At 67.9% G+C, this 25,230-nt stretch carries 16 protein-coding genes; 8 read left to right on the forward strand and 8 right to left on the reverse strand.

The features are described 5' to 3' along the window. Window positions 1–14: 14 nt before the first annotated feature. The 4 genes from ACW5IY_RS12330 to ACW5IY_RS12345 all read left to right on the forward strand — a co-directional run bounded on the left by ACW5IY_RS12330 (window position 15) and on the right by ACW5IY_RS12345 (window position 2,813). On the forward strand, window positions 15–881 hold the full coding sequence (locus tag ACW5IY_RS12330) for a pirin family protein (RefSeq protein WP_049437534.1): 867 nt from the start codon (window positions 15–17) through the stop codon (window positions 879–881). 72 nt (window positions 882–953) lie between these two features. Next, window positions 954–1,634: a hydrolase gene (locus ACW5IY_RS12335; RefSeq protein WP_049437536.1), complete on the forward strand. Its 681-nt coding sequence runs from the start codon at window positions 954–956 to the stop codon at window positions 1,632–1,634. A gap of 53 nt (window positions 1,635–1,687) precedes the next feature. Continuing rightward, window positions 1,688–2,329: a hydrolase gene (locus ACW5IY_RS12340; protein ID WP_049437537.1), complete on the forward strand. Its 642-nt coding sequence runs from the start codon at window positions 1,688–1,690 to the stop codon at window positions 2,327–2,329. 85 nt (window positions 2,330–2,414) lie between these two features. Further along, window positions 2,415–2,813, forward strand: a complete 399-nt coding sequence (locus tag ACW5IY_RS12345; RefSeq protein WP_049437787.1) for an OsmC family protein — start codon at window positions 2,415–2,417, stop codon at window positions 2,811–2,813. Window positions 2,814–2,907: 94 nt separating this feature from the next. Here ACW5IY_RS12345 and ACW5IY_RS12350 read toward each other — a convergent pair whose 3' ends face one another. The 6 genes from ACW5IY_RS12350 to ACW5IY_RS12375 form a co-directional block, all read right to left on the reverse strand. Then, window positions 2,908–3,237 carry a hypothetical protein gene (locus ACW5IY_RS12350; protein WP_049437538.1) on the reverse strand — a complete coding sequence of 110 codons (330 nt, stop codon included), beginning with the start codon at window positions 3,235–3,237 and terminating at the stop codon, window positions 2,908–2,910. Between the two features lie 97 nt (window positions 3,238–3,334). Further along, a complete protein-coding gene (locus ACW5IY_RS12355) occupies window positions 3,335–5,080 on the reverse strand; it encodes a putative porin (protein ID WP_049437539.1) in 1,746 nt (581 codons plus the stop codon). A 41-nt stretch (window positions 5,081–5,121) separates the two neighbouring features. After that, window positions 5,122–5,787 carry a cell envelope integrity protein TolA gene (locus ACW5IY_RS12360; protein ID WP_010485357.1) on the reverse strand — a complete coding sequence of 222 codons (666 nt, stop codon included), beginning with the start codon at window positions 5,785–5,787 and terminating at the stop codon, window positions 5,122–5,124. Between the two features lie 39 nt (window positions 5,788–5,826). Next, window positions 5,827–6,240 (reverse strand): ExbD/TolR family protein, encoded by a 414-nt coding sequence (locus ACW5IY_RS12365; RefSeq protein WP_049437540.1) that lies wholly within the window; start codon window positions 6,238–6,240, stop codon window positions 5,827–5,829. 10 nt (window positions 6,241–6,250) lie between these two features. After that, the gene (locus tag ACW5IY_RS12370) at window positions 6,251–8,035 is read right to left on the reverse strand and encodes a DUF2341 domain-containing protein (protein ID WP_049437542.1); all 1,785 of its coding nucleotides are present in this window, start codon (window positions 8,033–8,035) and stop codon (window positions 6,251–6,253) included. Window positions 8,036–8,073: 38 nt separating this feature from the next. After that, on the reverse strand, window positions 8,074–9,690 hold the full coding sequence (locus ACW5IY_RS12375) for a ShlB/FhaC/HecB family hemolysin secretion/activation protein (RefSeq protein ID WP_049437544.1): 1,617 nt from the start codon (window positions 9,688–9,690) through the stop codon (window positions 8,074–8,076). A 201-nt stretch (window positions 9,691–9,891) separates the two neighbouring features. Between ACW5IY_RS12375 and ACW5IY_RS12380 the strand changes: the two genes are divergently transcribed. Continuing rightward, the gene (locus ACW5IY_RS12380; RefSeq protein WP_049437546.1) at window positions 9,892–10,227 is read left to right on the forward strand and encodes a hypothetical protein; all 336 of its coding nucleotides are present in this window, start codon (window positions 9,892–9,894) and stop codon (window positions 10,225–10,227) included. Window positions 10,228–10,327: 100 nt separating this feature from the next. Here the strand turns inward: ACW5IY_RS12380 and ACW5IY_RS12385 are convergent, their stop codons facing one another. After that, on the reverse strand, window positions 10,328–10,777 hold the full coding sequence (locus ACW5IY_RS12385; RefSeq protein ID WP_049437547.1) for a general secretion pathway protein: 450 nt from the start codon (window positions 10,775–10,777) through the stop codon (window positions 10,328–10,330). Between the two features lie 115 nt (window positions 10,778–10,892). Here ACW5IY_RS12385 and gspH point away from each other — a divergent pair, with 115 nt between their 5' ends. Genes gspH through ACW5IY_RS12400 form a run of 3 tightly spaced genes read left to right on the forward strand, consistent with a single transcriptional unit; the run spans window position 10,893 to window position 12,309 of the window. Continuing rightward, window positions 10,893–11,339 carry a type II secretion system minor pseudopilin GspH gene (gene gspH, locus ACW5IY_RS12390; protein ID WP_049437548.1) on the forward strand — a complete coding sequence of 149 codons (447 nt, stop codon included), beginning with the start codon at window positions 10,893–10,895 and terminating at the stop codon, window positions 11,337–11,339. Further along, window positions 11,336–11,698: a type II secretion system minor pseudopilin GspI gene (gene gspI / locus ACW5IY_RS12395; RefSeq protein WP_049437550.1), complete on the forward strand. Its 363-nt coding sequence runs from the start codon at window positions 11,336–11,338 to the stop codon at window positions 11,696–11,698. The genes gspH and gspI overlap by 4 nt, the downstream gene beginning before the upstream one ends. Continuing rightward, a complete protein-coding gene (locus ACW5IY_RS12400) occupies window positions 11,695–12,309 on the forward strand; it encodes a prepilin-type N-terminal cleavage/methylation domain-containing protein (RefSeq protein ID WP_049437552.1) in 615 nt (204 codons plus the stop codon). The genes gspI and ACW5IY_RS12400 overlap by 4 nt, the downstream gene beginning before the upstream one ends. A gap of 351 nt (window positions 12,310–12,660) precedes the next feature. Here the strand turns inward: ACW5IY_RS12400 and ACW5IY_RS12405 are convergent, their stop codons facing one another. Continuing rightward, on the reverse strand, window positions 12,661–25,044 hold the full coding sequence (locus ACW5IY_RS12405; protein ID WP_049437553.1) for a filamentous haemagglutinin family protein: 12,384 nt from the start codon (window positions 25,042–25,044) through the stop codon (window positions 12,661–12,663). Window positions 25,045–25,230 lie beyond the last annotated feature (186 nt).

Genomic DNA, 25,230 nt, shown 5'->3' on the forward strand with positions numbered 1-25,230 from the left:
GCCAGGAGATCGCCATGAAGCGTGTCACCGGTACCTACAGCGCCCCCCGCCCGCACTGGGTAGGCGACGGATTCCCCGCCCGCTCGATGTTTTCCTACAACACCCACGGCCAGCACCTGAGCCCGTTCCTGCTGCTGGACTATGCCGGCCCCTACACCTTCGCCCCCAGCGATACCCCGCGTGGCGTCGGCCAGCATCCGCATCGCGGATTCGAGACCGTCACCATTGTCTATGAGGGCGAGGTCGCCCACCGTGATTCGACCGGGGCCGGGGGCACCATCGGCCCGGGTGACGTGCAGTGGATGACCGCTGCCTCCGGCATCCTCCACGAGGAATTCCACGCGCCGGAATTCAGCAAGCGGGGCGGCACGCTGGACATGGTCCAGCTGTGGGTGAACCTGCCGGCGCGGGACAAGATGGGTGCGCCGGGCTACCAGACGCTGCTTGACGCACAGATCCCCTCGGTTGAACTGCCTGAAGGCACCGGCCGCGTACGTGTCATCGCCGGCCGCTTCGACGGCCACGCAGGCCCGGCGCGTACCCACACGCCGATGGATGTCTGGGACATCCGCCTGCGGCAGGGCCACCACGCCGAACTGCCGGTGGCCGATGGCCGCACGCTGGCGCTGGTGGTGCTGAAGGGCACGGTGCGGATCAACGGCGGCCAGCCGGTCGGCGAGGCACAGCTGGTCACCTTCGACCGCAGCGGTGAAGACGTGTTCGTCGACGCCGACAGTGACGCCACCGTGCTGCTGCTCAGCGGTGAGCCGATCGACGAGCCCGTGGTGGGCTACGGCCCGTTCGTGATGAACAGCCAGGCCGAGATCGCGCAGGCGGTCAACGACTTCAACAGCGGCCGCTTCGGCCAGATCGCGCACTGATCGTCTCAAGGCGGCGGGCACTGGCCCGCCGCACCCTCCGGGCCATCGCCCACTTTTTCCAGGAGACTGACCATGAGTACCCCCGCCAACTTCAACGGTGCCCGCCCGGTGATCGATCCGGACAATGCCGCGATGCTGCTGATCGACCACCAGAGTGGCCTGTTCCAGACCATCGGTGACATGCCGTTCACCAGCGTGCGTGCCCACGCCACCGCGCTGGCGAAGATGGCCACGCTGGCAAAGATGCCGGTGATCACCACCGCCTCGGTTCCGCAGGGGCCGAACGGCCCGCTGATCCCGGAGATCCACGACGCCGCCCCGCATGCCCAGTACGTGGCGCGCAAAGGTGAGATCAACGCCTGGGACAACCCGGAATTCGTTGCTGCGGTGAAGGCCACCGGCCGCAGGCAGCTGATCATTGCCGGCACCATCACCAGCGTGTGCATGGCCTTCCCGTCGATCGCCGCCGTCGCCGATGGCTACCAGGTGTTCGCGGTCATCGACGCGTCGGGCACCTACTCGAAGATGGCCGAGGAGATCACCCTGGCCCGCGTGGTGCAGGCCGGCGTGGTGCCGATGGACACTGCCGCGGTCGCCTCGGAGATCCAGCGCAGCTGGAACCGCGACGATGCCCAGCAGTGGGCCGAGGTCTACACGAAGATCTTCCCGAACTACCAGCTGCTGATCGAAAGCTACCTGAAGGCCCAGGACGTGCAGAAGAACCATGAACAGCTGGATTCGCAGCGCAGCTGAGCTGCCCCCGGTGCCGGCCGATCGCCGGCACGCCCTCGAACAGGAGACCCCCCATGTCCAGTGAACCGATCCGCGACCCAGCCAGCGACCACCTGCTGACCCCGCAGAATTCCGCCTTCATCATCATCGACTACCAGCCAGTGCAGGTGAACTCCATCGCCTCGATGGACCGCCAATTGCTGATCAACAACATCGTCGGCACCGCCAGGGCCGCGGTGGCCTACGGGCTGCCGATCGTGCATTCAACGGTGAACGTCAAGACCGGCCTGAACAAGCCGCCGATTCCACAGCTGCGCAAGGTTCTGGGCGACTACCCTACCTACGATCGCACCACCATCAATTCCTGGGAGGACGTCGAGTTCCGCAAGGCGGTGGAAGCCACCGGCCGCCGCAAGCTGATCATGACCGCGCTGTGGACCGAGGCGTGCCTGACTTTCCCGGCCTTGGATGCGTTGAAGGAAGGCTATGAGGTGTATGTGGTGGTCGACGCCGTCGGCGGCACCTCGCTGGCCGCGCACGATGCCGCGCTGCGCCGCATCGAACAGGCCGGTGGCCAGCTGATCAGCGTGCCGCAGCTGTTCTGTGAGCTGCAGCGCGACTGGGCCCGCTCGGAAACGGTGCCGGCCTTCATGAACCTCTTCATTGAAACCGGTGGTACGGCGGGCATCCAGTTCTCGTACGATCGTACCGAGTGATTACGTGGCGGCGCGGGTTCATGGCCTGCGCCGCCTTTTGAAGCAGTCGAGCATGGCTCGACGCTACAGGCAGATGGAGAACCTGATGGCCTACGCACGCATTGTTTCGACCGCCGACAACTACCTGCATCACGTCAGCAATGGCAGCTTCGATGTGGATGCGGACGAGCCCGCCTCGCTGGGTGGCCAGGGCAAGGGCTTCGCACCATTCGACCTGTACCTGGCCTCGCTGGCGGCATGTACCGCCATCACCCTGCGCATGTATGCGCAGCGCAAGGGCTGGGAACTGGGCGAGTTCCATGCCGAGCTGCGCTCGGAGCGTGACGCGGACGGACGCTTCCATGTGCACCGCGTGCTGCATGCCAGCGCCGAGCTGAGCGATGCGCAGTGGCAGCGTTTGCTGGAGGTGGTGGAGAAGACCCCGGTCACGCTGGTGATGCGTGAGGGTGCGCGGATCACCAGTGAGCGTGGGGCTGCAGCGTAACCCCATCCACGCCTGGCGTGGATCTACTGTAGAGCCGAGCCCATGCTCGGCTCCGCAGCATGCAGCCGAGCGTGGGCTCGGCTCTACATTCCGCTCAGCGCCGTGAATGCAGCACGGTGCGCTGGCGCATCGCGTTGAATTCCTGCTCCACCTGCTGGATGTCTTCGGCCTGGAAGCCGGCCGCATCCAGCAGCTGGTCGGCGGCGGCGGCCGCCAGCGGATCATCGTCGCGCTGGCGCCAGCAGCGCGCCGGCAGGAAATAGCCCACTTCGCTGCGACCGCGCATGATCACCACCGGCCGGCCCGCATACAGCAGGAACTCGGCCAGGTGCTGGCGCAGGCCCTCCACGGAAACATAGGCCGGTCCAACACCCAGCACCTTGCTGGACGCTTCGGGACTCTCGAACAGCTTGCGACGGCTCATCCACTCCTCCTTTTGAACAACGCGTGGTCTCCTTTCCTTAGACGGGCGCATCGCTGCGCCCCCGCCACGCACTACGTGATCCGCATCACGCCGCCACTCAGAATCCGGTATTGAACTCCAGCTGGAACACGTCGATCGACAGCGGCGCGCCAGACACTTCCTTGGCCGCCATCCACTTGCCGCTGATCCAGCTGCGCGCGTCCAGCGCGTAGGCACCGCCCACGTAGTAGCCGCGGGCGTTGGTGCCACCGAGGTGGAAATTCGGATCGTTGTAGGCGTCGGGCAGCGCATCGGCCTCGATGTGCTTGTAGCCCAGCAGCGCCTGCCACTGGCCCTTCTCCTTCAGCTCGGTCGCACCGAAGGTGGCCTGCACCATCCACGCCGTGTCACCGCTGCGGAAGGTATCGATGCTGGCGGTGCCACCGGCGCCATAGTTGTTGACGATGCCGTTGTTGGCGCGGCTGAACATGGCCTGCTTGTCGTAGGCCATGTTGCGGATGTAATCGCCGTCCAGGCGCAGACCGATGCCCTGTGCCAGCTGCGTGTCCCAGCGCAGGTTCAGCGTGGCCAGGCGGAAGGCCGAGGCCAGGCCGACGTACTGCGGGGTGGGCGTATTGGCCGGGTCCAGCGGATTGCGCGCGATGTCGCGGATCAGCATCAGGGTGTTGCCCTTCTGCATGAACGCCGGACGCGACCAGTCTGTGTCACAGCCCACCGCACCCGCGTACAGGGCGCACGGTGAGGACAGGCGGCCGCTGATGTTCTTGAAGTCGTAGTAGCCCAACGCGGCACGCAGCGCATTGTCGTCGTTGAAGCGCCAGTTCACGCCCACCTGTGCACCGGACAGCCACTTGTTTTCGTTCGGGGTCTTGACCCGACTCTGGCTGGGTGCACTGTCGGAGGTGTACTCCAGCGGTACCACCGCCAGATTGCCGAACAGGCCGAGGTCACCGCCGTCGAAGTCGTACTGCAGGTTGGCGGCCAGGCCATCGAAGTTGAGGTCGTTGGAGAACAGCGTGTCGCTGGTCCAGAACGGATTGCCGAAGCGACCGCCGCGCACCGTCACCCAGTCGGCCGGGCTGTAGGCCAGCCAGGCCTGGTCCAGCCACACGTCCTTCTTGCTCAGGCCACCGCCCAGCTGCTCGGTGGTGGACACCGGGCCGTTGCTGCTGCCGCTGGCCAGGCGCACGCCGGCCGTGGTGTGCTGGCCGATGGTTGCCTCGATGCCCAGGCGGGCACGGATGCGCCACAGGTTGCGACGGTCCTGTCGGGTGTTCAGCAACGGCGGCAACTGCAGGTTGGTATTGGTGTTGGTGTCGAAGCCGTTGCCGGAGTTGATCGACGCCCAGTTGCTCACGATGTCGCTGTTGCGCTCGGAGTAGAAGCGCGACTCGCTGCGCACACGCATGTCACCGGTAACCTTGATGCGTTTGGTCCACTCGGCCACTTCGTTCGGTGCCGCCCAGCCCTCGGACTTGGCCTGCGCCATCACGTCCTGGCGCACTTCGTCACGAATGCCGTCGCGCACGCTCTGCGGCACGTAGGGCACGCGCACGTCGCCGGCTTCCAGGGCCACACCACCGCTGGCGGCCGAAGCTGCGGTGGCCGCGGTGCGCGATGCGGCGGCTGCTTCAGCCTCGGCCTGCACCAATAATGCCTGGCCGTCTTCGGGCTTCAGCGCACCGCTGGCGATCAGGCCCTTGATCAGCTTGACCATGGTGGTTTCGGCAGCCATCGCGCCGGCCGGGGCGGCCAGGCTGAGCAGCACGGCGCAGCACAGCAGCGCCCGTCGGGCCGGCCGCGGGCAGCGGGAGTCGGTTCGTGCGCGGACGTGGTCGTTCATCACGGTTCTCATCGAAAGAAGGGAAATCACGGAAGTCGGAGTCAGGCCCCGGGCCGGCGGCCCTGGATCAGCACGCGGGCGGGGAAATCGAGCGACGGCGGCGGTGCCTGGTCGACCTTGCCGATGCGTCGCAGCGCATCGAGCACGGCCGCGTCGGCCTCCTCGTTGCCACTGCCGCGCACCAGCTCGACCTTTTCCAGGCGGCCATCGTTGGACAGCCACACATTCACCTGCAGCTGGAACGCCAGGCGCTTGACCTTGTCGTCGCGCGAGATCGCCTGCTGCATCAGATAGCCGAGGTAGCGCCCATAGGTGGCATTGCCGGCGCCGCCACGGCCGACGCCGGACGAACCGCCGCCACTGCCGGACTGGATGCCGAAGTTGTCGCCACCGGCCTGCGCATCGGCATTCATCGTTACCGGGTCGGCGTTGTCCGGGGTCGGCGTCGGCTCTTCCGCCGGCGTCGGCTGATCCAGCGGCTCCGGCTCGGGAATGGTCTCTTCCGGCGGCGTCTCCGGTTCCGGCGGCTTTTCCGGCGGCGGCGGAGGCGGCGGAGGGGGTGGTGGCAGCGCCAGCATCGGTGGCTGCACCACCGGCCGGCGGGTGCTGGCGGTGTCCTTGAACAGCATCCACCACACGGCGATGCCGAGCACAAGCAACGCGGCCAGCACCAGCGCGACGGTCACCAGCAACTGGCGACCGCGCATGCCGGGCTCCGGCCGAGGGGGTTGATGGGCCGTCATGCCTCAGCCCTGCGCCTTGCCGGTGACCAGGCCGACCTGGGCCAGCTCCAGCCGTCGCAGCAGGTCCAGCACCTCGACCACGCGGGCGTACTGCACCTGCGCATCACCGCGCACGATCACCGGGAAATCCGGCGTGGTCGCGCGCTCGGTGCGCAGCCGGTCTTCCAGCTCGGCCATCGTCACCGGGTAGGCATCCAGGAACACCTGGCCGCTGGGGTCGATGGTGATCGCCTTGGTCTTCGGCTTCTCCAGCGCGACGCTGTTGCTGGCCTTCGGAAGGTTGACCTCGATGCCGGGGATGGAGGCGTTGCTGGTCAGGATGAAGATCACCAGCACCACCAGCAGCACGTCGACGAAGGGCGTCACGTTGATGCCCTTCTCGCGCTTCTTGATGCCGAACTTCGCCTTATGGCCCATGGCGCGCCCCTCAGCCCTGGACCGCGGCCGGGCCGCGCCCGTCCTGCTCTTCGGCCAGGCGTGCGGCGAACTCGTCGATGAACACCGCCATGTCCGCGCCGATCGCCTCGGCGCGTGCGCCCAGGTAGTTGTAGCCGAACAGCGCCGGGATCGCGACGCCGAGGCCGGCTGCGGTACACAGCAGCGCCGCGGCCATGCCCGGTGCCACCGAGTTGATGTCCACCGCACCGGCCATCGCCGCCACCACGAACACCAGCATGATGCCGATCACGGTACCGAACAGGCCCACGTACGGCGCGCCTTCGATGGTGGTCGACAGCCAGTTCATGCGCCGCGCCATCGCCTCCTGCTCGCGCACCATGACCGCATCCATCGAGGCGCGGATCGCCGCAATGGTGGCGCCACTGAGGTAACCACTGTTGCCGTCGCGCTGGTGGCGCTGCTGCATTTCATCGATGGCCACCTGGTAGATGCGCCACAACGAACCGTCATGCATCGCGGTCGGTGCCTTTCCCTGGCGGTCCATGTCGGACAGGGTGCGCAGCGGCACGCCGGACAGCTTGCCGAAGCTCTCGATGAACACCGCATTGGCCTTGCTGGTACGGCCGAAGTGGCGTCCCTTGGCAATCATGATCGCCCACGACAGCAGCATCATCAGGCCGAGGATGGCGACCACCACCCAGGCGTCGAACGGCATCGCCTTGAGGATGAAGGCGAAGTGGCTCTGCCCGGCCGACTGCTCGTCGGCGCCATAACTGATCAGGCGCGAGTCGGCGCCCTGTGCGGTGGCATCGGCCAGCAGCAGTGCCGCCGGGCGTGCCACGCGCGAGATACGCAGCTCATCCAGCGCGCCCTCGAAATTGGCGAGCGGCTGCACCGCGCCCGGCGCATCGGCGCCGACCACCGGCGCAGTGGTCAGCGCCGGCAGCTCGCCGCTCAGCTGGGCAACTACGCGCCCATTGAGGTACAGCTGCAAAGCACCCTTCTCTGCAGTCAGTGCAACATGGGCCCACTGCCCTTCCGGAATCGGCTGCGCCGGCGTGCTGCGCTGGCCATTGAGCTGCACGAACGGCACACGGTTCTCGATGCCCAGCATCAGCTCGGACGCGCCGTCGCGACGCGCGTAGATCGCCTGAGCCGCATTGTTGCTGCCCGGCTTGATCCAAGCTGAAACGGTGAGCGGCGCGCCCCCCTCCTGTGCGAGCGATGCGCTGGCCGGCAGCGGCAGCGGGCCTGCGCCCAGCTGAACGCCGCGGCCGATCACCGAGCCTTCCGAAGGGGGCGCCACGGCCCCGGCATTGTTGCCATAAGCGGTGGTGTCGCGGGCCGGCGCATTGGCCTCGGCGAAGTGGTAAACCAGCGTGTAGTCCGGGTCGAACACCTGCTGGCCATTGCCGCTGGCAGGGGCCTTCTCGTTGCCGTAATACATCCAGATCGTCTGCGCTGCCGCAGCGCTGATCGCCGGCACGTCCACCCAGACCAGGGCCAGGCCCAGCTTGGGATCGAACTGCTCGATCTGGTGGGCCAGCACGGTGCGGCCATCACCCGAGACGAAGCGCAGGTCGTTGCCCGCGTCCTGGGTGCCGTCGAAACCGAAGTTGCCGGTATGCAGGCGCAGCAGCAGCGGCGTGCGGCCCGGGTCACCGGCCAGGCCCGCGCCCTGCGGGCCGGCGTCGACGGTGATCGGCTTGCGGTACTTCCATTCGGCCTGCCACCAATTGGCATCGGCCGCAGCGGCCGGCAGCGCAACCAGCGCAGCCAGCAGCAACAACACTCGGGAAAGCAAACGGTCCATGCGAAGGGTCTCCGGAGAACGCATGTTCAAGGGAAGGGTCAGTAACTGGTGCTGATGTTGAAATGCAGGCGCGGATCGTCCTTGCGCGTGACCGGGCCGTCGGCATAGGGCCAGGCGTAGTCCAGGCGCAGTTGCAGGTGTTCGCCCAGGCGCAGCTGCGCGCCCAGGCCCACCGAGGCCAGGTTGTACTTGTCACGCTGCTCAGGCAGCGGCTGGCGCAGGCGCAGGTAGGCCGCGTCGGCAAAGCTGTAGACACGCAGGTCGGTGCCGCTCCACAGCGACCACGCAGGCGTGCGCCATTCCAGGCTGGCCAGGCCGCCGTAGTCGCCGATCGCCTCGGCCGACAGGTAGCCACGCACGGTGTACATGCCACCGGCGGCGAACTGCTCGGCCGACACCAGCGGCGCATCGGTTGCCTGCAGCGAGCCACGCGCATACCACTGCCAGTCATTGCTGAAGGTGTGGGTGTTGGCCACGTCAGCCTTGAAGGCCACGAAGCTCGGGTCGGCCCAGTAGCGCTTCTGCCCGAACGCGGTGGCATCACTGCCGTAACCGAACAGGCGGCGGGTACCGGCCACCAGCTGGGTATTGATGCTCAGCTGATCCTGCTCGCCCTGGCGCACGCCGACGAAGGCCAGGGTGATCGGCGCGTACTTCAGCGGTGTCTTCAGGCTGTCCTTGCCCATCTGCGTGTCTTCCTCGGTGTCCTTGAAATCCACACCGAGGCTGAGCTGGCGCCACCACTGGCTGCTGCCGGCCAGGCGGTAGTTGAGCTTGAGGCCGATCGAATGGCCGTTGCCGATCACATTGGTACCGGTGCCGGTACCGACCTGCCCGCCGGCATTCAACACGCGGCTGTCGGACTTGTAGCCAGACGCTTCCAGGCTCCATGGGGTACCTTCAAACGGCATCGTGTACGAGGCCGAGAACACCTTGGCCTGTTTGGTGTCTTCCGGTGCCAGATACACGCCGATGTTGGCGCTGTGCCCGCGCTTCCACAGGTTGTCGTAGGCCAGCGATGCACTCAGGCGCAGCTTCTCGGTGTCGGCGCTGTGGTCGTTGTTGAGTGACGCGCTGGCACGCCACGGCGACTTCTCTTCGACCTGCAGGTCCACATCCATCGTGCCCGGCACCTGGCCTTCGCGCACCAGCGGCATCACCTGGCGTCGTCCGCCCTCATTCAGCGCGGTCAGTTCTTTCTGGGCCTGGTCGAAGTCCGGCACCTTGCCTTCCGCCAGTGCCGGCACGCGTTCGCGGATGCGCTCGGGCGATTCGTGCTTCGTCCCCACGACCCGCAGCTGGCCGATCGGTGTCTGCTGTACCTTCAGCAACACCACGCCTCCACTGACCTGCTGCTCGGGCAGCTCCACGTAGACCGACTGGTAGCCCGCCTGCTGGTACAGCGCACTGACGGCATCGCGTGCCTTCTCGACATCGGCCAGGGTCTTTCCCGGGCCGAGGAAGGGCTCGACCGCGCGCTCGATCTGGCGCGGATCGAGCACGGTATTGCCGCGCACGATGTATTCATTGATGTTCACGCTGGGCGCAGGCGCCGCCTCCTGCGCGAACAATGGCAGCGGCATCGCGGCCAGGGCCAGCACCAGTGGATGCAGGCGCAAGGGAAGGCGGACGGCTCGGCACGGAACAGGATTCATCGAAGGCATCGCGTCGTATCGAAGGGAGTGGCCAGGGAGCGGCGCGTGGGTCTACCAACAGGACGTGTACGTCGCGTCAAAACCGCCAACAGTTTTGTGACAGCACTGTCATCTTTTGACAGCGCCGCAACGCACGCAGGCGGACCCTGCCTTCGCCACACGTCTTCATTGCAGAACGTCGATTGCTGCGGGAGATTCGAGATGCGTGAATCATTGATAATGGAGCTGCGCGCTGCCCTCACCCTTGCGTTGCTGCTGGTGTTGGCCCCGCTTCGCGCCGGCGAGGCGAAGAAGCAGGAAGACGCCGCGCCCTGCATCGAAGTACAGGTCAACGGCGAGCGCATTCCGGCCTGGGACTGCCTGCAGCGCAAACTTGCGCCGGCATCGAAAGCAGCGAAATCACCGGCGCTACCGGAGGCCGAACGCCTGATGCGGCAGCCCGGAAACCAGCTGATGCAGTACAACCTGGAAGGCACACGACAGCGCATGGGCGACGCCTTTGGTCGTTCGGTGGTACCGCAGCGCCCGGCGCGCTGAGCCTGCGCAGCCGCGGTTCCAAGCCCAAGCTCGGCAGGGTTTTGTAGCGTCGAGCCATGCTCGACTGTTCTTCCAGGCGCAGCCGAGCGTAGGCTCGGCTCTACAGTGCGGCCGGCACGATGCCATCGGTCGGCACCGGCGGCAGCTCAGGCACCGGCAAGCTGCGCGATTGCCCGGCCTGGTTCAGTTCCACCGCGCTGGCACTGATGCTGGCCAGCACGGTGCAAGGTCCGAGCCGTTGGCCGGGCGCATACGCTTCCGCCGGGCGTCCATCCACCGAGAGCAGGGCCAATGGCGCATGGTCACCGGCCATCACGCCCAGCACCACCACCTCGGTCTGCACTGCACCGGGGGACAACAGCCGCACCAGCGGCAGGCTGGCCACTGCATCGAACATCGGCCGTACCGGCGCCACGGCCTTCGCCTCGCTGGCCGCGGCCGCTGGCGCCACCGCAGACAGGGTGACACTCCAATAGGCCACCACGGCCAGCAGCAGCGTCGCCGCCAGCAGGGTCAGTATGCGATTGCGATCCCAGCGCCTGCCATCCATGTTCCGCACCACCGCCACGTTCGTGTCCGCCTACGCTAGCAGCTGTGGCTGACGCTTTTGTTTCATCATGCGGGCCTACGCTGGCAGCTATCGACCCGGACAGGAGGCAACGTCGATGCACCGCGTGCCGCGTGGTTTCACCCTGCTGGAACTGATGGTGGTGCTGGTGATCATCGGCATCTGCACGGCCGGAATCGGGCTGGGCCTGGGCAGCCTGCTTGATCCGGGTCGGCAGCTGCGACAGGAGGCCGAGAGATTGGCGCAGCGCCTGCAGGTGGCACGCGATGAGGCGCGCATCGATGGCCGCCCCCTGCGTTGGCAGGCCGACGCCAACGGCTATCGATTCAGCCGCCGCGAAGGCAGCCGCTGGGTGACCGTTGAACACGACGATCTGCTGCGTCCGCAGAAGTGGCAGGCAACGGGCATTGCGGTGCAGCCCGCCAACCCCATTGAGCTGAGCCCGGAGTGGATCGGTATCTCCTGGGAGCTTGGATTGTCGCTGGAGGGTCGCAAACTGCGTCTTCGTGATGATGGCAGCGGACAGTTGCAGGTCGTGCAATGAAGCAGGCGGCGCGCGGATTCACCCTGATCGAAGTGCTGATCGCATTGGCGATCGTATCGATTGCACTGGCGGCGATGATGCGCTCGGTGGCAGTGGCGACCGACGACCAGTCACGGCTGCGTGACCGTCGCCTGGCACTGTTGTGCGCGCAGGATCGCTGGCAGGAACTGCGCCTGAGCGGACAGGCGCCGCAGGATGCCCGGCAGCGCTGTGTGCAGGGGCGCGGCAGCTTCCTGGTGCTTCAGCATCTGGGCACGGGCAGCGACGGCCAGCCGCAGCTGGAACTGAGTGTGGTTGCCGAGGATGCTCCCCGGCAGTCGCTGGCGCGGATGCAGTTGCCATGGACGGCCGCGCAATGACGCGAGCCGTGCGCGGTTTCACCCTGATCGAGGTGATGATTGCGATCACCATCATGGGCGTACTGGCACTGATCTGCTGGCGGGCGCTCGACAGCGTGGCCAACAGCGACCAGCGTCTGCGCCAGGCTGATGCGGAAACCACGACTGCGCTGCGCGTGCTTCAGCAGTTCCAGCGCGATATCGAGATGCGTACCGACGATGCGCTGATGAATGGTGCAGTGCGCCCGGCCGATCAACCGCAGCGGCTGCTGCCTCCTTCGCTGGTAAGCGAGCGGCATCCGGATGGGAGCTTCGCCCTGGAGATCACCCGCAGTGTCGGCAGTGATGGACTGCACTGGCAACGGGTACGCTGGTGGCGCCAGGGCAGCACGCTGTGGCGGGCCAGTGGTGCGGCTACGGACCGGTACCCATTGCCGGCGCCGGAACTGTCGAATGGCATCGCTGTGGCGCGCGAGGTGCAGCGGTTCGAGGTGCGGGCCTGGCAGCCAGGAACGGGATGGGCCGTGTTGCCGAGCGAGGGCGAGGTGCTGCCGGCCACCGGACTTGAACTGCGGTTGGGCCTGCGCGATGGGCGTGGGCCGCTGAGTTACCGGCGGGTGCTGGAGCTTTAGGATTCTTCCCAGGCAAAGCATCCACGCACGGCGTGGATCTACGGTGGGCGCCGACCGTGCCTTGGTGGGTGCCGACCGTTGGTCGGCATTGTTGTTGGCTCCGGAATCCGCGCATTGCATGGATCCCCCCGCCTGCCGCCGGGTGCTCTCCTGCACCCGGCGGCGCTGTGTCGGTGGTCCTCACCGCTGATGGCCGCTCCCTGCCCTCCGTGCCGTCCTGGCTGGGGCCGCCACCGCTCCGTGGCGGCTGGCCCGATGCTGTTCGTTCTTCCGGCCCGGTCGCATCCACGCATGGCGTGGATCTACTGCCGAGCGCGATCGGCAGCAATGTGTGCCGACCAAGGTCGGCACCTAGCGGCGCTGTGTGCCCTCGTCGCGGCTGGCCTGCGGGAACTGGAAGGCACTGTTGGCGTCATAGCCGCTGTTGGCCGTGTTGCCACGCGCCGGCGGATTGATGCTGCTGGTGCCGCTGCCGAAGCCGAGGATCTGCACGCTGATCACCGACGGCTGGTTGCGCCGTGCGTCGTCCTGGCTCTTGCGCATCACATCCTGTGCCGCCTGGCTGGCGCTGTTCGCTGCCGCACTGGCCGAGGCCAGCGCATTGACGTTGACCGATGCCAGCACCGGCAGGCCCTTGCTCTCGCCCTGCACCTGGATGTTGGCCGCGTTCAGCACCTGCAGTGCGGCCAGGTTGATGTTGCCGGAGACACGGATACCCGCTTCGCCCGCGTCGATGGTGCCCAGCGGCGCGATCAGGTCGACGTCGCCCGGGGGCACTTCGGCAATGGGGTTCAACGTTGCGATGCCTGCGCCACTGGCGGGAGCCTGTGGCGACAGGATCACATTGCCCCAGCCGTCATAGACGCGGCGCGGTGGCGTGTACAACAACGTGGTCTGCGAACCACGACCGGCATTGATGTCACCCTGCTCCGACCACGCCAGGATGTCGCCTCCGAACGTGGTCATCACCCGCGACAGGCCCAGCAGCACGCTGTCCTGGCTGAACAGCCGGATATCACCTTGCCCTTGGGTCACCAGTCCGGCACTGGCCGGTGGCACCACGCCCTGCACACCGATCACGATCTGCCCTCCCGGCGCCATCAGCTCGATGTTGCCACCCGCCTCGGTGCGCACGCCGGAGCCACCGTACATCACGATATCGCCGGTGCGGTCGATCATCGCTCCGGTCCCCCCCTTGTCCGGCATCAGCGTAGCAATGGCTTCGCGTCCACGTAGGTAGGAGCCGAAGCGGGGCCCTTCTGCATCGGTATACTCACGTCCACCTTCGCGCAACTCGGCGTAATAGATCTGGCGCAGGAAGATGCGCTGCTGTTCCTGCGGCAGCGCATCGAACGCGGCCAGCGCCCCGTCGCCGTCGGCAGCCACGCCGAAGCGTTGCTGCAGCCACTGCTTAAGTTCCTGGTCGTACACCTTGACTGCCTTGCCCGGCTGCGACGCAAGCGATTGCGCGGGATCGGCAAGGTTGCCGGGGTCCAGATAGCGAGTACGCAGGGCCGCGAAATCGATCTGCTGGTTGCCGGCCGTCAGCGCGATGCTGGCGCCGGGACGGGTGTCGCCCTGCACGATGCCACCGAGGCTGACGATGCTGCCTGCATCCTCCTGGCGCAGCTGGCGGCCGGCACTGATCTCGGCATTGCCGGGGCCGGCGATGGTCGCGTTCAGATGCACGATGTCGCGGCCCGCCGCCGCCACCGTGATATCGGTGGGCGTGGTGTTCAACGCGGTCATCGACACCCCGAGGATGTCACGGCCTGCCCGCAGTTGCACGGCGCCGGCGGCCTCGAACCAGTTCAGCTGCGTGCGCTGTCCCGCGTTGACATTCAGCGTGCGCTGGGCGCCGGTGGCCAGACCAATGATGTCGCCCTGCACCGCGTAGAAACGGCTCGGCGCCAGTGCCGCAGACACTGTGGACAGCGGGGTATTCGGACCGAACGCGAACAGCGGAAGCGACGCCTCCGGCGAGCCGGTGTTGCCGTCGACCGACAGGTTGTGCCGCGAGCGGGTCACATTACCGCCTGAATCCCCCTGCTGGGCCAGGAATGCGGGGTCGAATGGTCCCGGCAGGCGCGCATCCGCACCGGAGCGCGCGATCTGGGTAGCGCCGCGCTGGGCGAAGATGCTGCCACCGGCCAGGACGTCCAGCCGTCCCGTCGCTGAGGGGGCCAGCAGGATCACATCCTGCGTCCCCGGCGTGGTGCTGATCCGGTCCAGCTTGATGTCGCCCTGCGCAGCAATGGCACTGAAGCGCGAAGGATAGAGCCAGTAATTCAGCAGATCCTCGCCGCCGCCCACAACAAGCGGGATCCGCTCCGGCCACAGATTGCTGCCCGTCACGTTTTCCGGCCCGGCGAGGCCCGGCGCAAGGTCGCCACCGGCACTGAACAGATCCACGGCCGTGTTGGCCGTCCACAGGGAGAACCACGTGCTGCCTGCAGCGCGCGCGCCATCATCCTGCAGCACTGCGCTGTAGTTGGCCAGCGGAACCCGGCCTGCATCGGCGACGCCGCCGAGCACCACATCGCCCCGTGCCTGCAGCTGCGCGGCAGCGTCACCCAGCACCAGCACCGGCCCGCCCATCGCGCGGGCGGCGTCGGGCGCAAACAGGTCTGCCGCGCGCTGCTGACCCAGCGTCGCGTAGCTTTCCAGGGTGACGCCCATTGCACCGAGGCGCCCCGCATCCAGCTGCAGGCTGCCACGCAGATTGCTGAAGGTACCGTTGAGGTCGAGATTCTGTCCCGCCCTGGAGGCATTGAGGCTGGAGAACGTCGCCCGCAGATTCGGATTCAGTGCGCCACCGATACGCAGTTGCAGGTCGCCGCCGCCGGTCAGGTGCAGCTGGCCATCGCTGACCCGGCCGGTCGATCCCACCGCCGCGATGATCGCTCCCGAGCGCGGTGCGATCATCGAGTCCAGCGCGTCACCTATCGCATCGCGCACGCCGGCGTCACGCCCGGCCTCCAGCGTCAGGTTGCCGCCGCCCAATGTGCCGAAGCCGGTGAAGCCGACCATCCGCGGGGAGGCGCCAGCAGCAGCGGACACGTTGGTGTAGGCGCCAAAGTTCACCCACCAGCTGGTCGGCACCGGCTCCACGCCAGTGGTGCTGCCGGTTCCCTGCCGCCACAGCCAATTGCCGACCGCGGCACTGGAGTACAGCGCCCAGTCGCGCTCGCTGGTGCCCGACTCTGCGCGCCCGGTCCAGACGTCACCGACGATATCGCGCCCGGCTTCGACGCGCAGGTTGCCACCATGATCGGGATACCAGGCCCGGTAGCCGGCCAACGCAGCATCATAGCTGCCCGGCACCAGGTTCGGACCCAGCAGTGCGGTGTTCCTGGGGGCTGCTGCACGGGGCGAATTGAAGGCAGCGTCGCGGCCCTCGCCCAGCGTGGTGGGAGTGCCCGCCGTGTACACACCGAAGCCGGACTTCATCACGACATCACCGGCAGCGAGCAGTTCCAGGTCACCCTTGCCGGTGCGCAGCACGCTCCAGGCCGGCGTGCCCGCGCGCTTGCCGTAGGTGGTCACTTCGGTCTGCGTGCCACCGCCGGCGCAGTAGCTGGGTGCGGTGCTGCAGAACTGGTCTTCGGTCATGCCGAACATCGCCGCGAAGTCCTTCGCAGGGGTGCCCACGTAGGACTCGTCACCCCAGTAATCCAGCGAGCCCTGCGCGGCGACCTGGCGGGGGGCCGGGCCGCAGTAGTCGGCCGACATCGCGCAGAACTCATCTTCGGTGAAGCCGTACATGTCGGCCAGCTCCGCGATCGGACGGCCCGCATAGGAGGTGTCGCCGATCCAGTCCAGCGATGCCCGCTCAGTCAACGCACGATCACCCACCCAGATGATTTCGGTCTTGACCGTACCGATCGAGCCCTGGTGCGTGTCGGCCAGTACCACGCTGCCTTCGCTGCCCCAGCGCCGGCTGCGTGGATCGGCTGCCCCGGCATCGGCGCCGGCAACCACGGTCAGGTCCCAGGAGGTGGTGCCCTCGGCCAGCATCGGCGCCAGCGCCCAGTTGCGCCCTTGGTTGCCGTCGGCATCGGCCGGCCGCAGATTCACCGGCCCGTTGCCGGGCAACTCCACCTTGGTCAACGATGGGATGTACGCGCCCACCTTGAGCTCGACTTCCCGTGCCAGGCGCAACGCAACCGGCAGCATCGCGCCGGCGGGCCATTCCTGTGCCGCCATCTGTACGGCACTGCGCAGGCGGAAGCCGGCCCCCAGGCGCGCACCGGCCGCCAACACCAGCGGCTCCTGCAGCACGGTGCCCGCCGCCAGCGTCTGCCCGGAGTCGGTGGTCACCGCCGCACCCAGCACCGTGCCCGCTGGCAGGCGCAGGCTCTGCGAGATCACCATCGGCGCGGGCAGCACGGTACCGACCGGAAGCGTTACCGATTCGACCGGCACGTCATAGTTCAGGCGGGTGCCGGCCTGGAACTCGGTGCCGGGCTGCAGCTTCACTCCGTCCACCGGCACCACCAGGCCGCCGCCAAAGGGGGTGTGCCCCGCGCTGCCATTGCGACCCTCATACAGCTGCCAGCCACCCTCATCCGGCGTGGACGGCGGCGGTGCGAACCCATCGTTGATGCTGCCGTAGACGTTGATGTTGCCTTCGGCCCGCAGCACCAGCGAGGCCGATTCGCCGAAGCCACGCCGCGATGGATCGGCACGGTTGGCATCGGGGCCGTAGCGATAGCCGGACAGATCGATGTCGCCGGAAATGGTCAGATCGCCCTCCGGATTGGCGATGCTGCGCCGCGCCAGCACCTGCACGCCGGGACGAAGGCGGACGTCGCCCAGCGCGCGCGTGCGCTGCTGCAGGTCCGGGTTGCCCAGCGCAGCATCGATCCACGCCACGCTGTGCGGATCGACCACCCGGTCCAGCCACTGCTGGGTGACCAGCTGCGCGCGGTTGCCGCGCACATCAGCGGTGCTGGCCAGGGGCGCATCGTCGTAGCGGCGGACACCATTGAGCTGGATGTCGGCCGCGCCATCGATGCGCACGCCATTGGTCGCGGCAATCGCCGCGTCGTTGCTGCCCAGCCGCGGCACATCAATCTTCAGCGAGCCCCGCGCCATACCGTCGTTCTGTCCAGGGCCGTCACCGACGGCAACGTCGCTGCCTGCACGCAGGTCCAGGTGCGCCGCGCTGCCCAGACCAACGGCGCCTTCGGCGCTGCCCAGCGTGATGGTGGCCCGGTTCGGACTGTCGATGATCTTGCCATGACTATCCACGCGCAGGCCGGTACCGTGCGCGTCCAGCGTGCCGTCCACCTGCAACTGATCGCGGGCGTACAGGCGGATGCTGCCGACCTGCTCGCCGCTGGCATCGATGCGGCCGGCCACGGTCAGGCTGCCCGCATCGACGCTGATGTCGACCCGGCGCGCCTTCACTTCGTCACCGATCCGCAGATCGCCTTCGCCGATCTGGAAGCTGCGACCCCCGACAACGCCGCCGGCGGTCAGTCGCTGGTTCAGGCCGGCGAAATCATGCAACTGGCGTGCCCGCACCACCAGTTCGCCACCATCGTACGGCACCAGCGTGCCACCGGCGTCGTAGCGGCCACTGGCGGCGCCCTGCAGATCACCGGCCAGATCGGCTCGGCCGGCCATTGCGGTGACCGTCAGGCGCCCGCCGCGGTTGTTGCGGGCGGAAACATCGATGCGGGAGGCAGCATCGGTGCGGATGTCCCCCGTGTCGCTGGACAGCAGGACATCGCCGCCCCAGCTGAACTTGTCCACGTCGTACAGCGAGACCTTGCGCCCGGCGAGGTCCAGCGCCGCCCGGCTGCCAAGTGTGATGCCCTCGCGCGCGTTCGCCGACAGCCGTCCTGACGCCAGCGCGATCGTGCTGTCCAGCGCGATCCTATTGGCGTCGATGCTCAGCTCACTGCCCAGTGCGTCGCCACCCGCCTTGCCGGCGCCACCCTGCAGGCGGAAGTCGCCGCCGCTGCGCACGCGCAGCTGCGCGGCGGGACCGGCGGTCAACAGGGGGGTATCGATGCCGAGGCTGCCTCCGCTGTACTGCCAGCCCTTGTCGGCCAGATAGTCGCCACGCTGCTGGAACACGTCCAGCGTACCCTGCCCGGAGAACGACAGGCGCTCGGAAGCACCCAGGTTGAGCGCGCTGAATCCGAGGACCTGCCGGTTCGCCGGCACCTCGGAGCTGGGGCGGCTGAACGGTGCCCGCCCCAGCTGCAGCTGGCGGGTGACGATGTCCAGCTGCCCGGCGCCGAGCCGGTCCACCATCGGATCGGCCGGCGGCACCGACGCGTCACTGCCCGGCGCTTGGCTCGCCGCCAATGAGCCGTCCCAGACCAGCGTGTCCACCAGGATGCGCGCCCGGTCAGTCGCAGCACCGTAGCCGTGGATGGCCTGCGCACCAAGCACGAGCGTCTGCAGGCCACTGCGGCCGGTAGCACTGTCGCGCGCGTCCAGGTCGACGCTGCCGAACACGTTGACAGAGTCCCGCGCGACCAGGCTCAGCGTGTCCAGCGCCGGCGCGCCGATGGCATCATTGCCACGCAGCAGTTGCTGCAGCACGGACTGGTTCATGGTCATGCCACTGGGCAGCGCACCTGCCGCAGCGGCCTGGGCGATCGCTTCGGCACTGCCGAGGTTCAGCGCCGCCATGCTCAGGCCGAGCTGGCGGGTGCCATAGCTGGCCGAGTCGCGCATCTGCAGCGTGCCATCGGTCGCTACCGCGATGCTGCCATCGGAAACCAGCCGGGTCTGGCCGTCGCACGCCGTCTGGCACCCCCCGATGTCGATCGCCACTGGACCGGCCTCCACCCCGGTGGTGCCGGTGATCAGGTTCAGGCGCTGGTTGGACACCGCCAGCAGGCCGCCGGAGACCTGGTAAGGCAGGGTCGCGCTGGCATTCGCGTTGGCGGATGCGAACGGCAGTGTATCGAGGGTCGCACCGGCCTCGACCAGCACGCCGCTGCCACCGGAGGCCGCTGCCACCAGCACTTCCGGTGCGTTCAAGGTGACGCCGGAACGGATCGCCACGCTGCGCGCCTGGCCGGTCACCGCCACCTGCGAGGCCTCCTGGTTGAACTGCCCGCCGATCATCATCCGCGCCGGCAGGAAGGCATTGAGCGCGTCGTCGCTGAAGGTGGCACCGCGATCACGCGCCTGCGATTGCGCACCGCCATCGACGATCTCCAGTGAACCGACCGCCGGGCTGGCCAACGTGGCTGTCAGCGTGCCGCCGCGCCCGTTGTCGGTGGCGGCGCCGAACCGCGCGGTGCCGGCAAAGCGGATGGCAGGCGCGTCTGCACGACCTGCGCCTTCGCCCAGCGCAAGGGTCAACCCGAGCGCATCGATGGTCTGCCAGCCACGCGACTCGCCGCGGCGGTCGGCCACCGATTGCGCGAAGCTGTTGTAGGAGGTTTCGTTGTAGCCCGAGTGCCGGCGTACTACTGCGGCGGGGGTCAGCAGGATGTCGGTGAGCAACGGCGAGATTGCCGCGCCCAGCGCCGTGCGCTGCTGCCCGGACACGCGCCAGGTGCCGGTGCCGGTCGCGATGGGTTGCGCGATGCCCGAGGTGCCGGTGGCGCCCAGCTCAACCCGGAATGCACCGGGCTGCAGCGCATAGCTGGCCGGCATCAGCGTGTAGGTGCCTGCCGCCAGGCCGGGCACGCCCGCCGGCACGGTGATCTGCTGGCCCACGGCCGGTGCGGCGAATCCTTCCTCGCCGCTGGGGGCAAATGTCCCGGCGCGTCCCGGCACGATCGCATACACCGGGTTGCCCGACGCACTGAATTCATAGCGCGGATTGGCGTCGGCCAACGCCGTTCGCAGCACGTCGACAGAGCCACCGCGTCCTGACACAAAGGCGGCACCGGTCAACTCACCACCGCCGGACATGTCCAGCAGTGCCCCCGGCGCCACCTCGATCTCATTCGCCTTCAAGGTCACCCCCATCGAGGAGATGCCGGCCGGCGTCAGCGAACTCAGGCTGCGCGTACCGACCCGCCAGTCGACACCATCGACGGTGCCACCATAGGGCAGCGACAAGCCGGCGCCACTGGTCGAGGTTACGCTGCCTGGCAGCAGTTCCACCCGGCTGCCGACGGTTCCGTTCTGGATAAGGCCACCCAGCTGCAGCGTGCCCATCGGCGCCTGTACGTTGCCGCCCTGCTGCACCGTGGCCGCCACCAGGCGAAGCGTACCCAGCGCCGATTCCGGCGCCGGCTTCGTGGCCGCACCGGTGCCGTGGATGCGCAGCACGGCATCCGGATCGGCCCAGTAATCAGCGGTCTGCACGGTCTGCGCCGAGGCGCCGGCCACCAGCGTGCCGACCGCGCCTGTGGTGGGGTACAGGCGGGCAGCGGTCACGTCCATCGAACCGGCCGTCATCAACGCGCTGGTATTGCCACTGCTGGCAATGCCGTTGGTCAGGCGCACGTCGCTGCGGCTTTCCAGCGCCACGTGTTCGAACCCGGGCAGCCAGGTGACGTCGCGGATGTCGATCAGCTCGGCCTGCACCGCCAGCGAATGCCGGTCCGGTGCCGCAGAGGCCACCTCGGCCGTGACCAGCAGGTTCTCGCCCGGCAGCTGGCGCCAGCGCGCCTGCGCCAGGCGGACGTAGGGCGCACTCAGGCGCAACGCCGACGACGGCACGGCGTCCACGGCCATGCCCAGACTAGAAGTGCCTTGGCCGTGGATGCGCAGGCTTTGGGCCAGGCGCAGGTCGACATCGCCGACGGCGCGGATGTCACCGAACATGGAAAGGTTGTCGAAGCCGCCGGCCTGCAGCTGCTCGACCGACAACGCGGCGTGGCCATATTCCAATGCGGCCGGCAGTGGCTGCGCCGGTGCGCTGTGCTGGCTGAGGCTGATCGCACGCGCTCGCAGTACCTCCTCGCTGGCGCCACGTGCATGGATGCTCCCGCCAAAGGCCAGGCCAAGCGTGCCGCCGCGTGCGCCGGCACCACCGGCGGCCGCGTCCATCCCGCCCTCCAGGTACAGCGCGTTGGCCGAACGCAGCACGATCTGCCCGCCGTCGCTGTCCACGCGCACGCGGCCCTGGCCATCGATGTCCAGTTCGGCCGACGCGCCCCGCGCCTGCAGGCGCGCACCGCGTTCGACCACCACGAAGGCTTCCGGTGGTCGGTTGTCGACGAATGCGGTGGTCTCCCAGTCCAGCGCCCCGCCAATCTCGATGCGTCCACCTGCGCGCACCTGCCCGCGCAGGCGGCCCCTGGAATCGGGCAGCGAAATCGCGTCTGCATCGGCATCCAGCAGCGCGCCTTCGGCGAAACGCCAGGTGCGTTCGGTGCGCTGCCCGGCGTACAGCGCGTTTTCCGGGCGCACATCGTCGATCAGGATGCGGCCGCCCTTCGCGCGCAGCGTGCCTTCAACATCGATGTTGCCTGCACCAAGCAGCGAGATCGTCTGCCCTGGATCGACCGCCACCAGTGCATCCTTGCCGACCCGCAGGTCACCGCCCACGTTGTTGCGGTCCGAACGCAGGCTGATGCTCGCACCCGAGCGCTGGCTGACGCGCCCGCTCGACGGATCGGCGCTGTACAGCGGCGCATCCCACGCCGCCAGTGCGGTCGCCCGATCCGTTGCCATCCGCGCATCCTGGGTCAGGCGCAGGCCTGGCATGGCTGCGACCAGTTGCGCGCCATCGGTCACTTCCAGGCCCTGGTGGCCATTGATGTCGTACTGTGCAAAGCCACTGCCGAACAGGCTGGGGTCCAGTCGCAGCGACGCGCCCGCCAAGTCCGCGTCCCCCACCCGCACCTGGCCACCGGTCCCCAGCGAGAAGGAACCGCTGCCCTGTCCTCGACCACTGAACCGGCTCCCCTCGCCCAGTTGCACCCGGCCACTGCCGTCGGTCGTAACCGTGCTGCTGTTCGCCTGCAGGCTGATGCTGCCACCTTTGCCGATGTGGCCCTTGCCACGCAGGTCCAACGCGGCGCCGGCCTCGACGTCGACCGTTACCTCGGCGCCCACGACCACGTCATGACTGTTGCTCAGGCTCAGGCGGCCGCCATCCGTCCAGGCACCGCTCGCGTCGCGCGGCATCGCCAGTGTCGCGTTGCTCCATTCACCGGAGAGATCGATCCGCGTGCCGTCGGCGATGGCGGTTCGCGCGCGGCCATCGTGCAGCAGCGCCGTCGGCCGGCCCTGGACATCCAGCAGGTTGCCCGCCGACAGCTGGCCGCCGGCAATGCCGATGTCGCCTGCCAGTTCCACCTCGCTGCCGGTCAGGTTGAGCTGTCCACCTGCCTGAAGCCGGAGGTTGCCGTCGATGCGGATGCGATCGGCGGTCGCCAGGTCGATCCGTCCCCACTGCTGGGCACTCAGCTCTGCGATATCCAGCCACACCGTGTCACGCCGCCTCTCGTTGACCGGGGCCAGCAGCGACCACGCGGCCTTCGTCCGAGCCTTGTCATCCAGGCGCACATCCGAGCCGAACACACCGCTGCGGCCCTGGCCGTCGTAGCGCCCCAGGTACAGCTGCGCATTGCGCGCGACCGCCGTCTGCGCCTGCGCATAACCCTCCAGCGCGGTATCCGGCCTGCGGTTCTGCTGCGCGCCCTGGAAGGTAGCCGTCTCAACCTTTCCATCCAGCACCGCGGTCGGTGCGGAGATGATCAGGCGTCCTGCATCGCGGCCGACCGTGTATCCGTTATCGACACGCTGCGCCGCGAATACAATCGGATCACGGAAGGTCTCGGTGATGCCCCAACGCTCCTGCTTTACTTCATGGCCGCTGTACAGGCCATCGAACAGCATCTCGGCCGGCGCGTCATCAAGGCGGTAGACCTGGCCATCGACGCCGCGCACCCAACTTTGCCGGATCACGCCACTCTGCACATCCAGGCTGCCACCGGCAAGGTTGATGCGTGAGCCGCCATGCGTGATCACTTCCCTGCCGCCCAGCAGGACGGTGCCTCCCTGCGCGGCCCATTCGCCGATCGAGTGCCCCTGGTTGTCGAGATAGCCGCCCACTTCCAGCAGGCCACCCGCCGCGTACCAGCGCTCACCCGCGTAGCCCCCGTTACCGGCCGGAACGTGGACCAGCCTGCGGCGGTCGACCCAGACCTCGCTGCTGGTCAGCTTGCCGCTATCGCGGTTGTCCAGGGCATCGCGCAGTTCGTTGCCCTGCACCTTGACCTGGACATTGTTGCTTTCCATCGACACCTGTACGCCCACTGCGCCGGACACGTCCACGCGTGACGCGTCGTCTACGTAGCTGCGGGCTGCCGCGTCGGCGATGATCTGGCCGCCCGTGGCAACCGTCAGCGAATCCGCGCTGAAATGGATGTTGCCACCCGAGACGATCTCCACCCTCGACTGGTCCCGGCGATCATTGTGCTGGGACAGATTGTCGAAGGTTGCCGAGCGCGCGCCGGCGCGGATCGCGTCCTGCTCTGCCGACTCCTTGATGAGGCTGTTGCGCTGCGTATCCAGCACCGTGGCCTTGCCATCGTCCTCGACCAGCACCGCCGTGGTGGCTCCATCGGCAAGCGTGACGCTGCTGCCGGCATCACTGGCCGAAGCCAGAAGATGCACGGTGCCGCGCTGCGCTAGCGTGGTGCTGGCCACGGCCACACCGGCCTGCTCGACGTTGCGCCCGGCCAGGGTCACGTCACCCTCGCGGGCGCGCAGCAGACCGGTGTTGCGCACGCTGCCCGCCGTGCTGCCAGCGACGAAGCGCGGCGCGATTTCATTGCCGCGGGTGGTGGAGCTCGTATTGGTCGCCGTACCCACGCCGCGCCGGATCACGAAACTGTCACCGGCAGCGAGCTGCACCTGGCCCTTGCGCGCTTCGATATGGCCAGCATTCTCCACGCTGTGCCCGGCCAGCAGCACGTAGCCACCGCCGCGCGTCGCGCTGGTCGGCTCATGGGTCGCGATGCGGGCACCCTGCTCCACCATCACCTTGCCAAATGCATCGATGAGCGCGCTGCTGCTGGCGTCGGGGCTGTACAGGCCGTTGTCACGGAACTGCGCATCGCTGATCCGTGCTGCAGCCGCCAGCAGATTGCGTACATTGACCTGGCTGTTGTTGCCGAACACCACCCCGTTGCGGTTGGCCACGAACACCGTGCCATTGGCCTTCAGCTGGCCCAGGATCTGGCTGGGCCGCGCCTGCGGATCATTGACGCGGTTCAGGACTGCCCAGTCAGGGTTCTGCAGGAAGTTCAGCGTGGTGTTGCCGCCGATATTGAAGGTCTCCCAGTTCAGGATCGCCTTGTCCGCGGTCTGCTCAACCGTAACCTGCACCCGCCCGTCGCTGCCCTGCGACTGGATTGCGTCGCGCGCATTGAGCCAGCCGCGGGTCAGCGGGTTCTGGTCGACGCTCAGGCCATCCTTGCCGAGGCCATCGGCAACGATGAAGCCAGCCTCGCGGCGCGCCTGCCGCGCCTGTTCCTGCAGCCGCTGCTGCAGGGCAATCGCCTGCGCCGCCGTGCCGAGGTTGTCGATCGACTGCTGCAGCTTCTGCCGTGCTGCATCCTGCTGCTGGGCCGGCAACTGGAACTGGATCGGCACACCGTTGGGCATCCGGCCACTCTGTGCCGCGCTGCCCTGGGCCGCGCCCCGCTCAGCGAACCAGCCCGGGCTGAACGCCTGCTGCGCCTGGCTGGCCGGGGCCACCATGCTGCCCAAGGCGACCGCGATGGCCCACGCCATCGGATGATTGCGGCGCATCGGCGCGGCCGGATGAACAGCGGACGGGAGCGGGTGCGACATCGGAACCTCATCAACCTGGTGGGCCGCGGCTGCGGCGACGATCGGGGAGACACGCGCAACGCATGCCCTGCCACTGATAGACGGTTCACGTGACACGAAGCCGACAGCGAAACGCTGCAGCGGCGGCACCGTCGCGGAAATGGCGACGCCGGCCCAAGGGCCGGCGTCGGGTCAAGCAGGATTCAA

It is taken from the genome of Stenotrophomonas sp. C-A, assembly GCF_054030835.1.

Coding starts and splice junctions, on each gene's coding strand:
- ACW5IY_RS12330 (WP_049437534.1), top strand. CDS start 15: ATGAAGCGTGTCACCGGTACCTACAGCGCCCCCCGCCCGCACTGGGTA.
- ACW5IY_RS12335 (WP_049437536.1), top strand. CDS start 954: ATGAGTACCCCCGCCAACTTCAACGGTGCCCGCCCGGTGATCGATCCG.
- ACW5IY_RS12340 (WP_049437537.1), top strand. CDS start 1,688: ATGTCCAGTGAACCGATCCGCGACCCAGCCAGCGACCACCTGCTGACC.
- ACW5IY_RS12345 (WP_049437787.1), top strand. CDS start 2,415: ATGGCCTACGCACGCATTGTTTCGACCGCCGACAACTACCTGCATCAC.
- ACW5IY_RS12350 (WP_049437538.1), bottom strand. CDS start 3,237: ATGAGCCGTCGCAAGCTGTTCGAGAGTCCCGAAGCGTCCAGCAAGGTG.
- ACW5IY_RS12355 (WP_049437539.1), bottom strand. CDS start 5,080: ATGAACGACCACGTCCGCGCACGAACCGACTCCCGCTGCCCGCGGCCG.
- ACW5IY_RS12360 (WP_010485357.1), bottom strand. CDS start 5,787: ATGCGCGGTCGCCAGTTGCTGGTGACCGTCGCGCTGGTGCTGGCCGCG.
- ACW5IY_RS12365 (WP_049437540.1), bottom strand. CDS start 6,240: ATGGGCCATAAGGCGAAGTTCGGCATCAAGAAGCGCGAGAAGGGCATC.
- ACW5IY_RS12370 (WP_049437542.1), bottom strand. CDS start 8,035: ATGGACCGTTTGCTTTCCCGAGTGTTGTTGCTGCTGGCTGCGCTGGTT.
- ACW5IY_RS12375 (WP_049437544.1), bottom strand. CDS start 9,690: ATGAATCCTGTTCCGTGCCGAGCCGTCCGCCTTCCCTTGCGCCTGCAT.
- ACW5IY_RS12380 (WP_049437546.1), top strand. CDS start 9,892: ATGCGTGAATCATTGATAATGGAGCTGCGCGCTGCCCTCACCCTTGCG.
- ACW5IY_RS12385 (WP_049437547.1), bottom strand. CDS start 10,777: ATGGATGGCAGGCGCTGGGATCGCAATCGCATACTGACCCTGCTGGCG.
- gspH (WP_049437548.1), top strand. CDS start 10,893: ATGCACCGCGTGCCGCGTGGTTTCACCCTGCTGGAACTGATGGTGGTG.
- gspI (WP_049437550.1), top strand. CDS start 11,336: ATGAAGCAGGCGGCGCGCGGATTCACCCTGATCGAAGTGCTGATCGCA.
- ACW5IY_RS12400 (WP_049437552.1), top strand. CDS start 11,695: ATGACGCGAGCCGTGCGCGGTTTCACCCTGATCGAGGTGATGATTGCG.
- ACW5IY_RS12405 (WP_049437553.1), bottom strand. CDS start 25,044: ATGTCGCACCCGCTCCCGTCCGCTGTTCATCCGGCCGCGCCGATGCGC.